We start from the raw sequence: 12991 nt of genomic DNA, 5'->3' as shown, positions 1-12991 counted from the left end.
TGAGTAGAGCGGGCAGGGAATCCCCAAGCTGGACACGGCAGAGTCTGGGTATTGAGCAAAGGAGGTACCTGATGTCCATTTCACGCCGCCAGGTTCTGTTGGTCGGAGGGCTGGGAGTCCTCGGGGCAGGAGCCGCGATGTTCCCGACCGGTTCGGTGGAGGCCAAATCCGCCAGCCGCATCAGTGATAACGAGATGCCACGACCCTTCCAGGCAGACTTTGTCCAGGCGCCGTTGCTCGCGCCCTATGCAACAGGCACCGATCCCGCTGACGGGTTGCCGGTCAATTACTACAGGGTGACCGAAAAGGCCGACACAGCCCGCATCCTTCCTCGATTGACAACCCCCATCCTGGGGTACAACGGCGTGTTTCCCGGCCCTACCATCAGCCTGGACCAAGGCACCAAAGCCGTGCTGCGGGTTCGTAACCAGCTCCCTGCCCAGCACGCGTTGGACGGACACGCGTTGTCCACGTCCACCCATCTGCACGGCTCCGCCTCGTTGCCGCAATATGACGGCTACGCGTCCGACATCACGCACCCCGGCTTTTACAAGGATTACCACTACCCCAATTTTCAGCCCGCACGCACGCTCTGGTATCACGACCACGGTGTCCACTTCACGGCCCTCAACGCATACTCCGGCCTCGCAGCGCAGTACCACTTGCACGACCCCATTGAACGCCAGTTGCTGCCGCAGAATCGCTACGACGTGGCCCTGACCATCAACGACGTCATGTTCGCCTCCGACGGCTCACTCGGCTACGACGACAACTCCCACTCCGGACTGTGGGGTGACGTGATACTGGTCAATGGCAAGCCGTGGCCGGTCATGAAAGTGCAGAAACGTGTCTACCGCTTCAGAATCCTGAACGCCTCCATCTCCCGTTCCCTGCGGCCCACCTTGAGTACCGGAGATCCCTTGATAGTGGTGGGAACCGACGGCGGCCTGATGCCGACGTCCCAGAGCGTGGCAAGCTATCGGCATGGCGGCGCGGAGCGTTATGAAGTCCTGATCGATTTTCGCAAGTACAAGACGGGCCAGCGGATTGAACTAAGAAACCTTTCCAACAAGAACAACGTGGACTACGACTACACCAACAAGATCATGGCCTTCGACGTCACTGACGATGCCGTGGACACGACCGACCCCACCTGGAACCGTATCCCCACCACGTTGACAGGCAGTGAGGCGATGTCGTTGAAGGCCAGCCAGGCGGTGAAAACCCGAGCTTTTCGTGTCAAGCGCAGCGACAGCACAAATATGTGGACCATCAACGATGACAGTTGGCAGGACGTCATAGCGAGCGGCTACAAGAAGGTTGCCGCGGACCCCGCGCTGAACTCGGTGGAGATCTGGGAGATCGAGAACAAATCAGGGGGCTGGTTTCACCCGGTCCACATTCACCTGGTCGATTTCCAGATCCTCAGCCGGAACGGTCAGGCACCGTTCGCCCACGAAAGGGGGCCCAAGGATGTGGTGTACGTGGGTGAGGACGAGAAGGTCCGTCTCCTCATGAAGTTCACACCCCACGCCGGCCTCTACATGATGCACTGCCATAACCTTCCCCATGAGGATCACGACATGATGGTCCAGTTCCGGGTGGGTCTCAAAGAGTCGGATGTGGATGTCAACGACCCCATGACCGCGGCGAAGGCTGAGTGGGATGACGTGAAGGAATGAGCAGGCGTGCCCTGCGCGGCCTTTCGGCGGCAATCGTCCCGCTCATAGTCATCCTTGCCGCCAGGGCGTGGCTGGTTGAACCGTTCACGGTGTCCTCGGACAGCATGGAACCAGCCATCGGCAAGGGTTCGGTGGTGCTGTTGTACAAACCAGCTGTAGCTTCGGGCTTGGTCCGCAGGGGTGTTGTAGTGGCCTTCGCCGACCCGGAAGACGGCAACACCACCATCAAAAGGGTCATTGCACTTGAAGGGCAGGTTGTAGCCATCCGCGACGCGGAGCTCTATGTGGACGGGCAATACGTAAGGGAACCCCTCATCGATCACAGCCGCATCGATGCAACGTACTTCGGGCCGTTGACTGTTCCAGCGGGGAAGATCTTCGTGCTGGGCGACAACCGGGGCGTGTCCATCGATTCCCGGGACTATGGTGCCGTGCCGCTGTCCGCCGTCCGCGGCGCCATCATGACCGGCCGGTACTAGTGCTCCTCTAGCCGAAGTGCTGCGGGAGTGCACCTGACGAAAGATCTCTGGACCCGGGCCGATCCTTGACCTATGGTGAGGGCATCAGCGGCCACAAGCCGGGTGGGGCTCCGTCGTGGAGGTGCATCATGGGTATCATTTCGTCCGGTTTCCGTGGACGCCGGTCCGGGGATCCTGCCTTGCCTCCCGGCCAGCACCTGACGCAGGACTTTCCAGTGCTGACGGCCGGGCCGGCCCCGCTGATCGCCCTGGACTCCTGGGAGTTCTTCATCGCCACGGAAGAAGGCCAACGGCATTCCTGGTCCTGGGACGACTTCATGGCCTTGCCGCAGGAGGAAATTACCCAAGACATCCACTGCGTGACCAGTTGGTCGAAACTGGGAACGGTGTGGCGCGGGGTCTCGGTGGATACTCTTTTCCAAAACGTCGAGACAACCAGCGACTTCGCCACGGCACACTCGTTCGGCGGCTACACCACGAATGTTCCTCTGTGGGATCTGTTGGGCGGCAAAGCATGGGTGGTCTGGGAATTCGACGGCGAGCCGCTGGCGCGGGCGCATGGTGGCCCGGCACGGCTCCTGGTGCCCCATTTGTACTTCTGGAAGAGCGCCAAATGGATTCATGGCCTCGAGCTGACAGCGGAGGATGTTCCCGGTTTCTGGGAATCAAACGGCTATCACCTTCACGGCAACCCGTGGCGGGAGGAGCGGTACTCATGAGGCACGTGCCGTGAGCTCCGTATGGCAAGTCGCGGAAGTGGTCGGCGGGATGGACGAGAACGCCACAGCCAGGACCATCCGGCTCAGGGTGGAGGGCCTGATGGGACATCTGGCGGGACAGCATATCGACATCCGGCTGACAGCCGAGGACGGTTACACCGCCATCCGCTCATACTCTGTGGCCTCCGCCGCCAAGGACGGGCAGCTGGAGATCACCGTTGACGAACTGCCCGACGGCGAAGTGTCGCCTTACCTTGTCCGGGACCTGATGGTGGGGGACCGCCTGGAAATCCGGGGACCCGTGGGCGGCTGGTTTGTCTGGCGGCCCAGCAACGTCAACCCCGTTCAGCTGATCGGAGGAGGTTCGGGCGTAGTGCCCTTGATGTCCATGATCCGGGCACACCAGGCGTCCGGCAGCACATCGCCTTTCCGGCTGTTGTACTCACTTAAATCGCCGGCCACCGCGCTCTATGGCGACGAACTGGAGCGTTTGGACCGCGAATCGGACTCGTTGACAGTGGACTATGTTTATACGCGCTCGACGCCGGAGGGCTGGCCGTCGCTGCCGGCCCGCCTGACGTCGGAGACACTTCTGGCCAGGATATTCCCGGCTGATGAGAACCCGGATGTGTTTGTGTGCGGTCAGACCGTTTTCGTGGAGGCCGTCGCGGACTGGCTCGTTATGGCAGGCTATTCGCCGGACTCCATAAAGACCGAACGGTTTGGCGGAACGGGAGGCATCCAGTGAACGGCGCCCATGATGTGGCTTTCCCGGATCCCGAGGATCAGGACATTGCCGCGGCACCGCATGACCCGATCCCTTACGTGGACGGAAACGCAGCGGCGGGCGCCCTGTCTGAAATCTTCCGCATCGACATCATTGCCGCGCTTGGACGCTGCCGGCACTGCGGCTCAGTGCGCGCTTTCGGGGCGGCCATGGTCTTCACCGATGCTCCAGGCATCGTGGTGCGCTGCCGCGATTGCCAGGGCGTCCTGCTGCGGCTTGTGCAGACGCCGAGCCGATACTGGCTGGATCTGAGCGGCCTCAGCTACCTGGAGATTGACCGCGAGGAGTAACCCGCTGAAATACGCCCGCTCATTTGTCGTCCCCCTCATCCGCAAGCGTGTTGCGCCGTTCCTCCTCACGTTTGGAATACGCGGCCGCGCGGACTGCCTCCTCGGATTCCAGTCCGCTGCCAAGGGCCCCGCCGACGGTGGCCGCTGAGGCGACAAACCACGTCAGTATGAACAGGTCGCCGTAGTCGAGGGATGCTTTGAGGTAGCCCCCCATTACGGCAGGGTCCAGCACAAACAGGGCCCACGCTAGATTCACTACGTAGAGCGCCAGATAGCAGATGACCACCCCAATGGTGAGGGTGATCAGGGTGGACGTGTTGTAGAGGCGGGACCTTTCCTTGGTGGCGTCGGAATTGTCCTCGGCCTTGTCCCACAATCCTGCATCGACGACGAGCCAGCCAACCACAAGGGCAATTGAAGCGAGCATGGCAACTATGAGGCGCCAAGGCGACAGAGAGCCAGCCAATAGCCAAACCGTCGAGTTGATCGTCGCGACCGCTCCTGTAGCCAGTGCCGCGACGAGAGCGGATTTGAGCCCGGGCACCAATAGCCAGGGCCGGTTCGCCAGGACCATTCCCACCAGCAACCTGAAGCGGCTGGTGAAGCGGGGGAGCGGCTCACTTTCCTCGTCTTGCGCCGTACCGTCCATTCCGCTGACAAGTGACCGTACTGCGTGCCGGCCGCGCCGGTGCATGCGTATTCCGCCGAGGGCCGGCAGCGACAATACGGCCGCGCGTTGTCCGGGGTCGGTCTCAGCCAGCAGGTACCGGCCGTCGTCTTCGTCGCGAAAGGGAAGCTCGGTCAGCCCGATCACCACATCCCATTCATGGTCGCGGGCGTGGTCCCGGAGTCGCGCCAAGGCGGTGTCGACATCCTCGGAGCCCGTGCTGAAGGGCTCACTGACCACCTCAATGTTCCACTCCGGGTGGCCCTTGCCGCCTGGCGGCTTGAGGTCACACAGACGGTGTGCAAGCTGCGTGGGCGCGGCGGGGTCGGCCATAAGGCCGACCTGAAGCGGCTTCATCACGGCAACCTACCACAAAACGGCAGTGGAGCCGACCCCACCGGCGGCCAATGCCCTGCCTTCAACCGAACTCGTTGGCAGGCAGGCTTTGATTGGATGCCGATTGGGGGCGACCCCACTTGTTTCCCGGTCTCCGGGCAGGCAGGCTGTCAGGCCGACGCCGGCGCGAACCGCTCCCACACCCGGTGGGCTGCCAGCAGCCCGACCAAGTCCTGGACCACGGATTCACCGTTCTTCCCGGTCACAATGCCCGGCGTGCCTTCCGGAATGCCGGCCGCAGCCAGCGCCGCTGAGCCGCCATCCAAGGTGGCAATGGCTTTCGCGTGACGGAAAGCCTCGGTCAGCAGCAATACTGCCCGAGGATCCAACTCGCCACCGGGCGCGCCGGCCTTGGCATCGAGCCCGGGTGCTGCGTCAGGTGCCGGGGCGGGAGCTGTTGCCACAATGACCGCATCAAACTCAGTTGAGCGGGCGGTGAGATAAGTACGCTGGACGGGGATCCCGCCGTCGTCCTCCGCACCCAGGAAGCCGCCTTCCGGTGCGATGACCAGCGGAACGATGCCCTCGGCATCCAGAGCCTTTCGAGCCGCCTGCACTGCGGACAGATCGCTTTCCTGATCGGCCAGGATCCCCACGATGCGGCCGGTGACGGGCCAGGTTTTCCCCACCTGCGACAGGGCAGGGCTGGATTCGGAATCCGGCACCTCCACGCTCGCGGCGGGTGCTGGAAGGCCCAAACCCTTGGCCACTGCGGCGCACAGATCGGCGTCAATGTTGGCCAAAGCGGCGAGCTGGCGTTCGCGGATGGATTTTTCGTAGCACTTGCCCAGTTCGAACGTGTAGGCCTGGATCACGTGGTCCCGCTCGATGGGGCTCAGGCTGCGGAAGAAGAGCCTCGCCTGGCTGTAGTGGTCATCGAAGGTCGCCGGGTTGCGGCGCTCCTTGAGGGACGCGGCGAGTTCCTCCGGGACATCGATGAACGCCCCGACGTCCTTGCCGGCGTGGAAGGGGCAACCGCCGTCGAGGGAGTTGGGGCGGTAGGGGGCGACTCCGCTGTGGTCTGCCTGCTGGTGCATCCCGTCGCGCAGCATGTCGTTGACCGGGGCCTGCGGGCGGTTGATGGGAATCTGGCCGAAGTTGGGGCCACCGAGACGCGAGATCTGGGTGTCCAAGTACGAAAAGAGCCGGACCTGCAGCAGGGGATCATTGGTGACGTCGATTCCGGGGACCAGGTGGCCGGGGTGGAAGGCCACCTGCTCGGTTTCGGCGAAGTAGTTGGTGGGATTGGCGTTGAGGGTCATGACGCCGATGGGTTGGACCGGGGCCAGTTCCTCGGGCACGAACTTGGTGGGATCAAGGAGGTCGATGCCTTCGAACATCTGGTCCTCGGTGTCCGGGAATGTCTGGACTCCGAGTTCCCACTCGGGGTAGGCGCCTGCTTCAATGGCATCGGCCAGGTCCCGACGGTGGAAGTCGGGGTCCATGCCGTTGATGACCTGCGCTTCTTCCCAGACGAGGGAATGGACGCCCTGCTTCGGCTTCCAGTGGAACTTCACCAAGGTGGTGCGCCCCTCCGCGTTCACGAACCGGAAGGTGTGAACGCCGAAGCCTTCCATGGTCCGGTAGGAGCGGGGGATGCCACGGTCGGACATGTTCCACATCGTGTGCGCCTGGGCCTCGGTGTGGAGGGAGACGAAGTCCCAAAAAGTGTCGTGGGCGCTTTGTGCCTGCGGAATCTCGCGGTCCGGGTGGGGCTTTGCTGCGTGCACGACGTCGGGGAACTTGATGCCGTCGTGGATAAAGAAGACTGGAATGTTGTTTCCCACGAGGTCGTAGGTGCCCTCGTCCGTGTAGAACTTCGTTGAGAAGCCACGGGTGTCGCGGACCGTATCGGCTGAACCGCGGGAGCCCAGCACGGTGGAGAAACGGACGAAGACGGGGGTCTCCACGTCCTTGGCCAGGAATCCGGCGCGGGTGAGGTTGGCTGCGGTGCCGTAGGAACGGAATACTCCGTGGGCGCCGGCTCCGCGGGCGTGGACTACGCGCTCAGGGATGCGCTCGTGGTCGAAGTGCGTGATCTTCTCCCGCAGGTGGTGGTCCTGCAGCAGGATGGGGCCACGCGGGCCGGCCTTCAGGGAATGGTCGGTATCGGCCAGGCGAAGTCCTTGTGCTGTGGTCAGGTACTGGCCGGACTGGGCACGTGCAGTGGCCGGCGCCCCGGTGGGAGTACCCGTTGGAGAGACAGCCTCGGGCGCGCGCTGGTCCGGCTTGGGCGGCAGGGGTTCGCGGGGAGTGGTGGGCTCTTCCAAACTGGCCGGCTCGCTGCCAGGGACTCCGGGGATGCTGATGTCGCGCTTCTTGTCCGCCATGAAATTCTCCTCAGAATGGGTAAACCAGCAGTGTTCTACCGATGGGGCGAGATGCTAAGCATGCTTAGCATGTTTTGTACCCTAGGGAATGTTGTTCAACACTGCAAATTAAATTCGGTCCAAGCGTGGAGAATGAAGCGCTACGACCCCAGGAGCTTTCGCAATCCTGCGGCGTGTACATGTGCAAGTCCAGGTTGCTCCTGCACGTCACTGAGCGACAGACCGGTGGCGTCCTTGACGGCGCGGCGCATGGCTTGCAGATTCGTGAACCCACTGGCCTCGGCAATATTCGCCAGAGACCGCATCCAGGAATCTGTGTCGGAGAGAAGCTCCAAGGCTTCCACAGTCCTCAAAGTGCGGATGAACTTGTTCACTTGCAGGGCTTCGGCTTCGAAAAGGTAGTAGAGGGCCCGGCGGGAAAGGTGCGAATAGGCCACCACCTGTTCAACGTTCAAGTCCGGATTCCTGTAGTTCCTCCTCATGAACTTCTTGATCGCGGCTATGCGCGCCGGTTTTACCTCAGCGTCGTCGACGCGGGCTTCCAGCAAGGAGCCGACCAAGCCGGTCATCATGGATCGGAAAACAGGCTGCAAGCGGCCAATTTCCCGCTCCACGTTTGCGTCCTGCCAGCTGGATAGCGCCGGAACCATCAACCCACGGACCAAGGGGTGTTCCCTGATATCGCCCAAGCCTTCCAACCGCTTGATTGATGTGTCGTTCAGGCCCAACAGGTGACGGTCAAAATGCAACCTGACTGCACTGAGGCCCTTTGGTGCGTGGAAACTGCCGGCGGAGGAGTGGTCGAGGAACCTGACGGTGCCTGGGGCAATCTCCTCGGATCGTCCGGAGAAACTGAACCCCGCGCATGAACTTCGGAAGTACACCAGCCAGTTTTGGGCAGGGGCCGGGGCCCTCCAGTGGCAGATGGCCGGTTCGTTAACTACGTCCACCAGGCTGAAGCCGGGTCCCTCAAGGCTCACGGCCGTTGGATTGAAGCCCGGCCGGATCTGGCGTTCGGTCTTTTCCAGGCGTGCCGGGGTGTCAATGGCGCTGCCATACCAGCACCGCCAGTGCTCAAACCTATCCTCCGGGTTCAGCCCTGCCGGGACGGCGTAGCGTTTGATCCCTTCACTGCGTGGGGTGCGGGCATCGGGCAATGAATGATCGGGGCTGGTCGAGGGGGTGCATTTCATGGGGTATGGCCTTTTGGCTGTCGGGCAGCCGTGGTTTTGCTGAACATCAGTGCAGCACGCGCATGCGATGGGAAGTTACAAGTCTAGGTACCGTGGGGGGGACAAACGGACATCCCGTGGTGGACATCACAGCTCTTGCCACGTCCGCCATTCCTCAGGCTCTACTGAGGGGCGTCCCAGCAGGTATCCCTGCCCCGCAGTCACTCCCAGCTCCCTGACTGCTGCCAGTTCTTCCTCGGTCTCGATTCCTTCGGCAACCAAGGCCGCTCCAATACCCGCAGCGAACGTCACCATGGCCGCTCCGAGGGCCTTTTTGGCTTGGTCCCCTTCGATTCCGGAGACGAGGTCCCGATCCAGCTTGATCACGTCGGGCCGCACGTGAAGGATGTGGCGCATCGATGCAAACCCGGCGCCGGCATCGTCAACCGCGATCCGCAAACCAAGCGCGCGTGCTCGCGCCAGGGCTGCGCAGAGAGATGGGTAGTCCGTCACTGGACTGTGTTCGGTCAGCTCCAGGACGATTCGTTCGGCAGGCAACGATGAGCCCTGAAGAATGGCGTCCATGCGCGGATCACAACATGCCTGTGGAGACACATTCAGGGAAACGTAGAGATGGGGCGGGAGTGCTGCGGCGGCCGCGAGTGCACTCTCCAACGCCAGGAATTCGAGCTGAAGTACACATCCCGCGGAGGCGGCGTCGGCAAACCAAGCGTCAGGTGCCTGGATGGGCCAGCCGGAGAAGAGGGTCAGCGCTTCGACTCCGGTGACCTCGCCGGTTTCCAAGTGATGGATAGGCTGAAAAGCCGTTGACACGGCCCGGCTGCTGATGATGTCCTGAACTTTGGCGCCCAGCCTTTCATCCGCCGGGCCTGCACCGCTCCCAGAGGCTGTCAGCCCGGCAGCACCCTTGAGGCCGGTGGCTCTGAAGGCGAGCTGAACCAGCACTGACGAAATAATTCCTACTGCCGCGCCCGCGAAAAAGACATCCGGCCCGGCACCATTGCGGCGTGCACCGCTGCGCACTGACTGTGTGATGGCTGTGAAGATCACCATTGCAAAACACTATGGTTCCCGTGCGGAGGGAGGGACGCGCAGCTGTATCACTCTGTGCAGTCTTGGGTCCGGTGCGTTACTTTTCGTGCAAAGCAGCGAAGGCCCTCCGGCTCACTGCACGGATTGAATGCCCGTGAGGAAATTTTTGCACGCGACGGCATCGGGCCCGCCCGTTCGCTCCGGGATCGGCGGCTAGGCTTGTCAACGTTCCTGTCCCGCCCGGCCATCCCCCAAGTCGCTGGGCGGGGCAGGGACCTTACCGCCGTCGTCGAAACCGTTGGGATTCCCGCCCTGTTAGAACAGCGGCCATGGGACGGCCGGCATGCCGCCGTGCGGCGCCGGAAACCGTCCGGCAGTACACAATCGTGAGCAACGCGCATGCAGCGCCGCGATTTCCCGGGCGGTGAGCAACCCGGCCAAGTCACGACCCAGGTCGCCGTCCAGTCCTTTGCGGACATGCTCGACGCCTTCACGTTCCTCGTCGGTGAGGGAATCTCCCAGCCAGCCCCAAAGAACCGTGCGCAGCTTGTGCTCGCTATTAAAGGTCAGCCCGTGGTCCACCCCGTGCCGGTGCCCGTCAGGCATGGCAAGGATGTGGTTGCCTTTACGGTCAGCGTTGTTGACGACGGCGTCGAACACGGCCATCCGTCGGAGGGCGGGGGAGTCTTCGTGGATCAGGGCGACCATTCGCCCGTTGTCGTCCTGGCCTTCAAGAACGGCTTTCCAACCCGCATCCGGCACATTGTCCGTCGCGACCAGGTCCACCGGGTTTTGCCTGGGGTCCTGCTCCTGCCACAGCTGCACCATACCGGTCCCCAGGGGACCGTCCCGCAGCCACGTTCGCGGCACGATGTTCCAGCCGAGGAGCTGGGATACCAGATAGGAGGCTACCTCCCGGTGCGCCAGCGTCCCGTCCGGAAAATCCCACAGCGGGCTCTCACCTGCTATCGGTTTGTAGACGACAGTCACCTCGCCGATGCTTCCTAGAAACGTAGCGTTCGACGCCGTCGTGATGCGGCCGGTAAGCGTCAGCTCGTCGGCGACCAGGTCCGGTTCTGCCATCAGACCTCGGGAAGCGTGCAGGTATGGCCTTCGGGGTCCATGGGGTATCCGCAGAAGGCGCAGCTGGGCCGGCCTGCTGCGACGATTTCATGGGTGCGCTTGGTGAACGCGCGGGCAGTGCCCACCGGCATGCGCACCAGGAGCATCTCGGTGTCCTCGGGCCCGTTGTTTTCGAGCGGTTCATCGAGGTCGTCAACGTCGGCATCGATCGGATAGGCCTCTATGACGACTTGTGCAGTAGTGGGATCCCAACCAAGGCTCATGGCTCCAGCGCGGAACTGCTCCACGGGAGACTCGAGCGGCTCATTGTCGTCCAGCTCAACAGGGCTGCTCGACGGGACGCTGAAGGGGTTGTCCTTGACGGTGCTGAGTTGGTCCAGGAGTTCGTCGATCTTCTCTGCCAGCTGTGCGGACTGTTGCTTCTCAAGGGCAACACTCACGATCTGCGTCCCCGCGCGCACCTGCAGGTAGAACGTGCGGGCTCCTGGTAGGCCAATGGTGCCAATGACAACCCGGTCCGGCCAGGCAAACTCGTGAACACGCGTAGGCATGTCAGTATTTTATGCACATGCGCCTCACGGCGTCTTCTGCCCTGCGCCGCCGCCGACCGGGGCGTCACCGGACGAAATGCCCTTCGCCAGCCACGAGAGATCGCCGGCGTCCGTGTTGGTGGCGAAAACGCTGGGCCGGTTGGCGCCGTAGTGCACGATCGATACGGAGGCGGGACTAACGTTGATCCGTTGGAACAAATCCAGGTGCATGCCGAGGGCGTCGGCAAGGACCGACTTGATGACATCTCCGTGACTGACTGCCACCCAAACGGCACCCGGGCCGAACACCGCTTCGAACGCGGCATCGTGGCGTCGGATCGCGGCTACGGCCCGCGCCTGCATTCCGGCCATGGACTCACCACCGGGGAAGACGACGGCGGATGGTTGCGTTTGGACTATGGGCCACAATGGCTCCGTGGCGAGTTCGCTGAGGGCGCGGCCCTGCCATTGGCCGTAATCGCACTCGGTAAGGTCGTCCTCGACCGGCGCGTGCGGACTGCCGGCCTGCCGATCAAGGATGACTTGAGCCGTCTCCCGGCAACGTTCCAGAGGGCTGGAGACTACTCCCGCAAGAGGTATGGCAGTGAGGCGGTCCGCGGCCCGGATCGCCTGCTCCCGCCCGGCCTGGTCCAGCCTCACTCCCGCGGCCCGCCCGGCCAACAGTCCGGTTGCATTGGCCGTGGTGCGGCCGTGCCGCACGAGGATAACTGTTGCCATTCACCCAGCCTAACCACCTGATCCGGGGTGTTGTGAACCATTTATACGGAAAGGAACACGTGGGAAACTGAGGGTTTGAAAGAAGCCACTCAAATGCGGCATAGTGGAGCCAAAATTTCGCTGAAGAAGCCCGGCGCCCTTTTCGCTTTACCGCGGAGGTTTGATGCGCCCCCCTGCCCACCGTCAGTTCCTCTTGGGAGATTGACATGGAAACCCGGGAACAGAACCAAGACTTCAAGAACCTCCATCAGTTGATTGCTGCTGGAGACGTCAGGAATTTCCTGGACGGCATGACGCAGTATGCCGCCACGACGCTGAGCCGGGCTGCCGGGGTGCGTGTGGAGTGTGCCGTGAGGTTGTGGAGGCGCAAGCGCGCGGTCACCGGTGCCGCAAGCAGCGACAATGCGCTTCTGCTGGACGGTATCGAGCAGGCCATCGGAAGCGGTCCTGCGCAGGAGGCCCTGGAAACATCGCGGTACGTACTGCTGGCAGACGTTTCTACCGAGCGTAGGTGGCCCGAATACTGCGAGGATCTTTCCGCCGCGGGTTTCCGGAGTGCATTGGGTGTTCCGTTGTCGTTGGGTATGGACTCATCGGCGGCGCTGAACTTCTTCGCGCCGGCAACTGGGAAGTTCACGGAGGACGCCATTGGCGAAGCTGAAGTGTTCGCAGATATAGCCGCCCAGGCTCTGCGGCTTGCCCTGCGTATTTCAACTGCTGACCTCCTGGCCGAGGACCTCAAAGCGGCTATGGCCCGGAGGACTGCCATCGACCTTGCGTGCGGCATGATCATGGCCCAAAGCCGCTGTACCCAAAGTGAGGCTTTCGCCTTTCTGCAGCAGGCGTCCCAAAACAGAAACCAGAAACTGCATGATGTCGCCGAAGGCATTATCGCGGGGATTTCCGAACCACAGGAAACCACAAAGACGTTCTTTCAGGACTAAGGGCTGCGCCCCGGAAGCGTGGCGTCCGGCGGGGCGCGTTGCGTACGAACGATCTGTGCGGTGGACTATCGTGGTGCGCTGTTCTGAGCTTTCAGTTCTTACTATAATAAGGATACTTACC

At 62.5% G+C, this 12991-nt stretch carries 13 protein-coding genes; 6 read left to right on the top strand and 7 right to left on the bottom strand.

Annotated elements, in window-relative coordinates; translation table 11 throughout:
• Window positions 1-71 precede the first annotated feature (71 nt).
• From PQ627_RS01365 to PQ627_RS01345, 5 genes are all read left to right on the top strand, one after another.
• The gene (locus PQ627_RS01365; RefSeq protein ID WP_274258027.1) at window positions 72-1682 is read left to right on the top strand and encodes a multicopper oxidase family protein; all 1611 of its coding nucleotides are present in this window, start codon (window positions 72-74) and stop codon (window positions 1680-1682) included.
• Window positions 1679-2161: a signal peptidase I gene (gene lepB, locus PQ627_RS01360; RefSeq protein WP_274258026.1), complete on the top strand. Its 483-nt coding sequence runs from the start codon at window positions 1679-1681 to the stop codon at window positions 2159-2161. Before PQ627_RS01365 ends, lepB begins: the two co-directional genes overlap by 4 nt.
• Before the next feature lie 128 nt (window positions 2162-2289).
• A complete protein-coding gene (locus tag PQ627_RS01355) occupies window positions 2290-2880 on the top strand; it encodes a sulfite oxidase-like oxidoreductase (protein ID WP_144658660.1) in 591 nt (196 codons plus the stop codon).
• A gap of 10 nt (window positions 2881-2890) precedes the next feature.
• On the top strand, window positions 2891-3628 hold the full coding sequence (locus tag PQ627_RS01350; RefSeq protein ID WP_260842272.1) for a ferredoxin reductase: 738 nt from the start codon (window positions 2891-2893) through the stop codon (window positions 3626-3628).
• A complete protein-coding gene (locus PQ627_RS01345; RefSeq protein ID WP_274258025.1) occupies window positions 3625-3957 on the top strand; it encodes a DUF6510 family protein in 333 nt (110 codons plus the stop codon). Before PQ627_RS01350 ends, PQ627_RS01345 begins: the two co-directional genes overlap by 4 nt.
• A 19-nt stretch (window positions 3958-3976) precedes the next feature.
• Here PQ627_RS01345 and PQ627_RS01340 read toward each other — a convergent pair whose 3' ends face one another.
• The 7 genes from PQ627_RS01340 to PQ627_RS01310 all read right to left on the bottom strand — a co-directional run bounded on the left by PQ627_RS01340 (window position 3977) and on the right by PQ627_RS01310 (window position 11926).
• Window positions 3977-4981 (bottom strand): hypothetical protein, encoded by a 1005-nt coding sequence (locus PQ627_RS01340; protein WP_274258024.1) that lies wholly within the window; start codon window positions 4979-4981, stop codon window positions 3977-3979.
• A gap of 149 nt (window positions 4982-5130) precedes the next feature.
• On the bottom strand, window positions 5131-7350 hold the full coding sequence (locus PQ627_RS01335) for a catalase (protein ID WP_274258023.1): 2220 nt from the start codon (window positions 7348-7350) through the stop codon (window positions 5131-5133).
• A gap of 140 nt (window positions 7351-7490) precedes the next feature.
• Window positions 7491-8543: an AraC family transcriptional regulator gene (locus PQ627_RS01330; RefSeq protein ID WP_274258022.1), complete on the bottom strand. Its 1053-nt coding sequence runs from the start codon at window positions 8541-8543 to the stop codon at window positions 7491-7493.
• A 126-nt stretch (window positions 8544-8669) separates the two neighbouring features.
• Window positions 8670-9596, bottom strand: a complete 927-nt coding sequence (locus PQ627_RS01325) for an EAL domain-containing protein (RefSeq protein ID WP_274258021.1) — start codon at window positions 9594-9596, stop codon at window positions 8670-8672.
• A gap of 294 nt (window positions 9597-9890) precedes the next feature.
• Window positions 9891-10658 carry an SCO1664 family protein gene (locus PQ627_RS01320; protein ID WP_274258020.1) on the bottom strand — a complete coding sequence of 256 codons (768 nt, stop codon included), beginning with the start codon at window positions 10656-10658 and terminating at the stop codon, window positions 9891-9893.
• Window positions 10658-11209: a DUF3090 domain-containing protein gene (locus PQ627_RS01315; RefSeq protein ID WP_274258019.1), complete on the bottom strand. Its 552-nt coding sequence runs from the start codon at window positions 11207-11209 to the stop codon at window positions 10658-10660. The genes PQ627_RS01320 and PQ627_RS01315 overlap by 1 nt, the downstream gene beginning before the upstream one ends.
• Before the next feature lie 24 nt (window positions 11210-11233).
• Window positions 11234-11926, bottom strand: coding sequence for a histidine phosphatase family protein (locus PQ627_RS01310; RefSeq protein ID WP_274258018.1), 693 nt, complete (start codon window positions 11924-11926; stop codon window positions 11234-11236).
• 206 nt (window positions 11927-12132) lie between these two features.
• On the opposite strand from PQ627_RS01310, the gene PQ627_RS01305 reads away from it, so the two are divergent.
• Window positions 12133-12870, top strand: coding sequence for a GAF and ANTAR domain-containing protein (locus PQ627_RS01305; RefSeq protein ID WP_274258017.1), 738 nt, complete (start codon window positions 12133-12135; stop codon window positions 12868-12870).
• Window positions 12871-12991 lie beyond the last annotated feature (121 nt).

The organism is Paenarthrobacter sp. AB444 (assembly GCF_028736865.1).
In the GTDB taxonomy this organism is placed as follows: domain Bacteria; phylum Actinomycetota; class Actinomycetes; order Actinomycetales; family Micrococcaceae; genus Arthrobacter; species Arthrobacter nicotinovorans_B.
This window is presented reverse-complemented; position numbering and strand designations above follow the sequence as displayed.

Coding starts and splice junctions, on each gene's coding strand:
- PQ627_RS01365 (WP_274258027.1), top strand. CDS start 72: ATGTCCATTTCACGCCGCCAGGTTCTGTTGGTCGGAGGGCTGGGAGTC.
- lepB (WP_274258026.1), top strand. CDS start 1,679: ATGAGCAGGCGTGCCCTGCGCGGCCTTTCGGCGGCAATCGTCCCGCTC.
- PQ627_RS01355 (WP_144658660.1), top strand. CDS start 2,290: ATGGGTATCATTTCGTCCGGTTTCCGTGGACGCCGGTCCGGGGATCCT.
- PQ627_RS01340 (WP_274258024.1), bottom strand. CDS start 4,981: ATGAAGCCGCTTCAGGTCGGCCTTATGGCCGACCCCGCCGCGCCCACG.
- PQ627_RS01335 (WP_274258023.1), bottom strand. CDS start 7,350: ATGGCGGACAAGAAGCGCGACATCAGCATCCCCGGAGTCCCTGGCAGC.
- PQ627_RS01330 (WP_274258022.1), bottom strand. CDS start 8,543: ATGAAATGCACCCCCTCGACCAGCCCCGATCATTCATTGCCCGATGCC.
- PQ627_RS01325 (WP_274258021.1), bottom strand. CDS start 9,596: ATGGTGATCTTCACAGCCATCACACAGTCAGTGCGCAGCGGTGCACGC.
- PQ627_RS01320 (WP_274258020.1), bottom strand. CDS start 10,658: ATGGCAGAACCGGACCTGGTCGCCGACGAGCTGACGCTTACCGGCCGC.
- PQ627_RS01315 (WP_274258019.1), bottom strand. CDS start 11,209: ATGCCTACGCGTGTTCACGAGTTTGCCTGGCCGGACCGGGTTGTCATT.
- PQ627_RS01310 (WP_274258018.1), bottom strand. CDS start 11,926: ATGGCAACAGTTATCCTCGTGCGGCACGGCCGCACCACGGCCAATGCA.
- PQ627_RS01305 (WP_274258017.1), top strand. CDS start 12,133: ATGGAAACCCGGGAACAGAACCAAGACTTCAAGAACCTCCATCAGTTG.